The 6,050-nt window shown below is 73.8% G+C and carries 2 protein-coding genes; both read left to right on the top strand.

The annotated features are described in order from the left end of the window. Positions 1 to 5,330: beta-ketoacyl synthase N-terminal-like domain-containing protein (locus ACTWQH_RS32340; RefSeq protein WP_443290383.1), on the top strand; the 5,330-nt coding region annotated here is incomplete at its 5' end. 1 nt (position 5,331) lies between these two features. Then, positions 5,332 to 6,050, top strand: a 719-nt coding sequence (locus tag ACTWQH_RS32335; protein ID WP_443290382.1) for a hypothetical protein, incomplete at its 3' end; no start/stop codon positions are given.

Raw genomic sequence — 6,050 nt, 5'->3', positions numbered from 1 at the left:
GTACCGCCGCCGCGCTGGAGCAGGAGCTGAAGCGGACGGCCAGCCAGATCCTCCGCATCCCCGCCGAGCGGCTCGCCACCGACGAGAACCTTCAGGACTTCGGCTTCGACTCGATCAGCCTCGTCGAGTTCGCCGGCACCATCGCCGAGCGCTTCGGCATCGACTTCACCCCCGACCTCTTCTTCAGCTACACCAACCTGGAGAAGATCCACGAGTTCCTGCTGAGCCGCCACGGCGAGAAGATCGCCGCCCTGTTCGGCGCCGCCCCGGCGCCCGAGGCTCCCGAGGCTCCCGAGCCCCCCGCGCCCCACGCGCCGCGCAGCAAGCGCCGCACCCGCAGCGGCGCCAGCCGCTTCGCCCCACCCCCCGTCAGGAAGCGCCGCGCCGCCCGCGCCGCCGTCTCCGGCACCGCCCCCGCCCCCGCCCCCGCCGAGGAGCCCATCGCCATCATCGGCATGAGCGGGCGCTTCCCCTCCGCCCGCACCGTCGACGAGCTGTGGACCCTCCTCGCCGAGGGCCGCTCCGCCATCGGCCCCGTGCCCGCCGACGACCCGCACCGGCACGCCTGGTGGGCCGACGGCAGGGAACGCCGCATCGGCCGCCTCCCCGGCATCGCCGAGTTCGACCCCTTCTTCTTCGAGATCGCGCCCAGCGAGGCCGAGACCATGGACCCGCGCCAGCGGCTGCTCCTCGAAGAGATGTGGAAGGCCCTGGAGGACGCCGCCTGCGGGCGCACCCAGCTCGAAGCCGAGCGCGTCGGCGTCTTCGTCGGCGTCGAGGAGGGCGACTACCGCCTGCTGGCCGCCGCCGAGGAGGGCATCACCTCCAACCACAACGCCGTCCTCGCCTCCCGCCTGTCCTACTTCCTCAACCTCACCGGCCCCGGCATCGCCATCAACACCGCCTGCTCCTCCAGCCTCCTCGCCGTCCACGAGGCGTGCCTCAGCCTCCGCCACGGCGACTGCGACACCGCGATCGTCGCCGGCGTCAACCTCATGGCGACCCCCCGCGAGTACGACGCCCTCGACGCCGCCGGGATGCTCTCCCCCGCGGGCGTCTGCCGCGCCTTCGACCGGCGCGCCGACGGCATGGTGCCGGGCGAGGCCGTCGCCGCCATCGTGCTGAAGAAGCGCGACGCCGCCGAGCACGACGGCCACCCCGTCTACGCCAGCATCATCGGCAGCGGCATCAACAACGACGGCCGCACCAACGGCATCACCGCCCCCAGCGGCCACGCGCAGACCCGCCTGATCGAGGACGTGCACCGCCGCGCCGGCATCTCCCCCGAGTCCGTCGAGTACCTCGTCACCCACGGCACCGGCACCCGCCTCGGCGACCCGGTCGAGATCAACGCCCTCGCCGAGGCGTTCCGCCCCCACACCCCCGCGACCGGCTTCTGCGCCCTGACCTCCACCAAGCCCAACGTCGGCCACACCCTGGCCGCCTCCGGCCTGGTCAGCCTCATCGGCCTGACGCTGGCGATGCGGCACGAGACCATCCCGCCCAGCATCAACTGCGAGCAGATCAGCGACTTCGTCTCCTGGCCCACCAGCCCCTTCTACGTCAACCGCGAGCCCACTCCCTGGCCGGAAGCCCGGGATCGCCCGCGCCGGGGCGGGGTGAGCGCGTTCGGCTTCTCCGGCACCAACGCCCACGTGCTGCTGGAGAGCCACGGCACCCGCCGCGCCGACCTGGCTCGCCTCGGCGACCAGCCCGCGCCCGACGCCCACCTGCTGGTCCTCTCCGCGAAGACCGACGAGGCCCTGGCACGCGCGCTGACCGAGCTGGCCGACCGGCTCGCCGGCCGCGCGTGGTCGCAGGTCGGCCCGGGGCTGATGGCGTCCGTCAGCTACACCCTGATGGCCGGGCGGCACCACTTCGCGCGGCGGTGCGCGTTCGTCGTGCGCGGGCGCGAGGAGGCGGTGCGGGCGCTGCGCCAGGCGGCGGCGACGGGGGAGGACGGCGGGCCGAACGCCTTCCGCGGCACCGTGCCCCGCGACATCCGCGCTACCCCTCCTACGCCGACGAGCGACCTCGCCGAGCTGGCCCGCCGGTACTGCCGGGGCCACGACCCGGACCCGGCGGCGCTGTGGGGCGACAGCCCGCCGGAGCGCATGAGCCTGCCGACCTACCCCTTCGACAACCGCGACTACTGGGTCGCCACCCCCGCTACGCCCACCACCAGCGCCGACACCTCCCGGCTGCACCCGCTGGTGCACGAGAACACCTCCGACGTGCGCTGCGAGCGGTTCGCCTCGGCGTTCACCGGCGAGGAGAGCTGGTGGACCGGCCCGGACGGCGGCATGAGCGCGGGTGCCCTCCTCGAACTGGCGCGGGCCGCCGCCGTCTTGGGCCTGGGCGAGGGCGAGGTGCCGGTCACCCTGCACGACGTCGTCTGCTACGAGCCCGCCACGACAGCCGTCCACATCGACCTCCAGGCGACCGCCGAGGGCGGCGCGCTCGACTGGGCGCTGTACGCCGACGAGCCGTCCGAGCCGTCGCAGCCGTCCGAGACGTCCGCGTCCGGCGAGCCGTACCTGGCCTGCGACGGCCGCGCCGTCCGCACGACCGACCCGGCCGCCGACCCGGCCGACCCCGCCGCCGACTCGGACCGTCCGGGGGAGAACGCCGCGTCCCTGACGCTGGAGCTGCCCGACGCCACCGGCGACGAGCGGCTGCACCTGCGGCCCGACCACCTCGACGCCTGCCTTGCCGCCGCACGCGCCCACCTCGGCTGGAAGGCAGACGACGGCAGGGTCACGGCCATCGCCGAGGCCAGCTTCGCCGCAGCCCCGCAGCCCGCCCGCCGGGCGCGGATCACGCTGCGGACGGCGGGAGCCGGAGCGACGGTCGGCATCGACCTGGCAACGGACGAGGGCGCGGTCGTCGTCCGCATCCGCGACCTCACCCTGTCCAGGCGGCGGCACGAGCTGCCCGACACGGCCGACCTCCATGCCGCCGGCGCGGGCCGCAGGCCACAGATGCGGGGCTGGTCCGTGCCGCAGTGCGTGGAGTGGGAACTCAAGGACGCCGTCAGCCAGCTGCTCAAGTTCCCCATGGAGCGGCTGAACGACCTCGACGCGAACCTCGCCACCTACGGGTTCGACTCCCTCAACCTCTCCCAGTTCGCCGTCGAGTTGAGCAGGCGCCTGGACCTCACCCTCACACCCGACCTCTTCTTCAGCCACCCCACGCTCGGCCGCCTGAAGACCCACCTCCTCACCAGCCACGCCGAGCGCATGCACGACTGGTACCGCGGCGCCGAGGCGGCCACAGCCGCAGCCGCAGCCGCAGCCACGGCCACCACCACACCCGCACCCGAGCGGAAGCGCCGCTCCGACCGCTTCGCGCCCGGCGGCGCCTCCCGCGCCACGGCAGCCGCCGCCGAGCCGGATTCGATCTCGATCATCGGCATGAGCGGGCGTTTCCCCGACGCCCGCACCATCGACGAGCTGTGGTCGCTCCTCGCCGAGGGCCGCAGCGCCGTCCGCGAGGTCCCCGAGGAGCGACGCGAGACCTGGGGCGACCAGCCCGCCCGGCTCGGCTGGCTGCCCGGCGTCGCGGAGTTCGACCCCCTCTTCTTCGAGATCTCGCCCCGCGAGGCCGAGCTGATGGACCCGCGCCAGCGCCTCCTCCTCGAAGAGATGTGGAAGGCCCTGGAGGACGCCGGGTACGGCGAACGCCGCATGTCCGGCGAGCGCGTCGGCGTCTTCGTCGGCGTCGAGGAGGGCGACTACCGCTACCTCGTCGACGACGAGGCCAGCCTGACCTCCAACAGCAACGCGATCCTCGCCTCCCGCCTGGCGTACTTCCTCAACCTCGCCGGCCCCAGCATGGCGATCAACACCTCCTGCTCCTCCGGCCTGGTGGCGTTGCACGAGGCCTGCCTGAGCCTGCGCTACGGCGACTGCGACACCGCCATCGTCGCGGCCGCCAGCGTCATGTCCTCCGACCACGACTACGTCGGCATGCGCAACGCCAACATGCTCTCCCCGGACGGCACCTGCTACGCCTTCGACCGGCGCGCCAACGGCATGGTCCCGGGCGAGGCCGTCGCGGTCCTGGTGCTGAAGAGGCGCGACGCCGCCGAGCGCGACGGCCACCCCGCCTACGCCACCATCCTCGGCAGCGGCGTCAACTACGACGGCCGCACCAACGGCATCACCGCCCCCAACGGCGAAGCACAGGCCCGGCTCCTGACGTCCGTCTACGACCGCCACCGGATCGCCCCCGACACGCTCGACTACCTCGTCACGCACGGCACCGGCACCAAGCTGGGCGACCCGATCGAGGTCAACGCCCTGGCCGACGCGTTCCGCTCCCGCACCGACCGCACCGGCTTCTGCGCGCTGACCTCCGTCAAGCCCAACCTCGGGCACAGCATGGCCGCCTCCGGCCTCGTCAGCCTCGTGACCCTCGTGACGGCGATGAAGAAGGAGACCATCCCGCCGAGCATCCACTGCGACGAGCTCAGCGCCCACATCCGCTGGGAGGACAGCCCGTTCTTCGTCAACCGCACGCGCCGCGCATGGCCCGAGCCGGCGGGCGGGCACCCGCGGCGCGGCGCCGTCAGCTCCTTCGGCATGAGCGGCACCAACGCCCACGTGGTGCTCCAGGCGGCCCCGACGCCGGCCGGCATCGCGGAGGACGAGCGGCCCGCCCACCCGCACCACCTGCTCGTGGTCTCCGCCAAGACCGAGGACGCGCTGGCCCAACGCCTCGGCGCCCTCGCCGACCACCTGGAGCGCGGCAGCGACCCGGCCACCGGCGCGGCACGCATGGCGCGCGTGGCGCGGCTGGCGTCCGTCAGCCGCACGCTGATGTCCGGGCGCCACCACTTCGCCCACCGCTGCGCCCTGGTGGCCCAGGACCGCGAGGACGCGGTGCGGCTGCTGCGGCAGGCGGCGGAGGGCGCGAGGGTCCCCCGCCTGTACCGGGCGAGCGTTCCCCGCGACTTCGCTCCCAACCGCATGATCGAGAAGGTCATCGCGGACCTCGTGGAATCCCGCCCCACCCACCCGGACGCCTGGCAGGAGCTGCTGCTCGCCCTGGCCGAGTTCTACTGCCAGGGCCACGACCCGGCGGCGTTCGAGGGCCTCTGGGACAGCCCGCCCCGCATGATCCCCGGCCTGCCCCCGTACCCCTTCGCCGCCGAGCGCTACTGGGCAGCGGGCGGGCGGCGAACGCCGGCGCGGCGCACCGGAGACGAACGCCTGCATCCCCTGGTGCACGCACACGACTCGGACGGGACCGTCCACCGCTTCAGCTCGCAGTTCACCGGTCGTGAGGACTTCCTGAGCGACCTGCTCGTCTCCGCCGAGAGGAATTGACATGGTCGACGGAATGGTCAAGGTGCTGCCGGAGGCCGCTCAGCTCGACATGGTCCGCGCCGCCGCGAAGCTGGCCACGGAGGGCGGCGGGGACGTCGTCCGGCTGACGGACGTGGCGTGGCACGAGCCGGTCGTCGTGGACCGCGACCACCAGGTGTACGTCGACCTCGTCCCGAACGGCGAGTGGACCGTCTACGCCGGCGGCGGGCGTACCGAGCAGGACATCACCGGCGTCGGCAGCACCGGCCGCGTGACCGTCCTCCCGGACGCGAGGCGCGAATACGTGGATGTGGACACGCCTGGCTCCCTGCTCGTCGAACTCGCGGACTCCCCAGCCGACGCCCTCCCTGTGCCCCGGCAGCTCGCCGCCTGCCTCGCGGCGGTCGGGCGGAACGCCGGGTGGGGCGAGCGGCCGGTCAGCCTGCTGCGGGCGGACGAGGCGACGTACGCCGATGAGCCAGGCCGCGAGGCCGTTCGGGCCGTCGTCGCCTATGAGATGACGGGCGCGGGGTCGGAGGCTGTCCTCGCCATCGACGTGGTCGACCGGGAAGGGCTGAGCCTGGTCCGGTTCCGAGGCCTGCGCGTCGCGGTTCCCGTTGCTGAGGTGGTGGTGGCTGCTGCGGGTCCGGGTCGCCGGGCGGTGATGGCGGGTTGGTCGGTGGGGCAGTGCCTGGAGTGGGAGTTGAAGGATGCCGTGAGCGGGCTCCTGAAGCTCCCGGC

This window comes from Streptomyces sp. 6N223 (assembly GCF_052246635.1).
Classification (GTDB): domain Bacteria; phylum Actinomycetota; class Actinomycetes; order Streptomycetales; family Streptomycetaceae; genus Streptomyces.
This window is presented reverse-complemented; position numbering and strand designations above follow the sequence as displayed.